Raw genomic sequence first — 449 nt, 5'->3', positions numbered from 1 at the left:
GCGTATAGAGGGCAACGACGCCGGAGACCTGCCCTGCCCCAATGACAACGTCGACGAAGTGCAGGATCGGATAGATGGCCCAGCCGATCGTCAGGATCAGGCGGATCCAGAAATATCCGAGCCGCACCGGGCGGCTCGCCTTGCGCACGATATCGGCCATGGCACCAAAATACATTTCGCCGAGGATATAGAGCCAGAAGCCGATCGAGAGCAGCACGCCAAGTGTGCCGTTGAAGAAGCCGRCATCGCCGAGATAACGCGAGAACACCATCAGAAGGGCTGCCGCCGTCATCCGCCAGAAGACGCCGACCGGCACCTTGCCGAGGGCTGAGACGAAGAAATAGATGGCCGCGACCTGCAGCGGATGCACTGTGAACCAGGCGGAAAAGCGGATGCCGCCGCTCGTCTTATGCGCCGTCAGCCATAGCGAGGTCGCCCCGACATAATCG

At 61.2% G+C, this 449-nt stretch carries 1 protein-coding gene; it reads right to left on the bottom strand.

Annotated elements, in window-relative coordinates; genetic code table 11:
- A partial coding sequence (locus tag AC1D0P_RS29580; RefSeq protein WP_477679989.1) for a bacteriorhodopsin occupies positions 1-449 on the bottom strand: 449 nt, incomplete at both ends.

Source organism: Polaromonas sp. P1_G2, assembly GCF_056405515.1.
The sequence above is the reverse complement of the archived record's forward strand: the minus strand, read 5'-3'. Positions and strand labels throughout refer to the sequence as shown.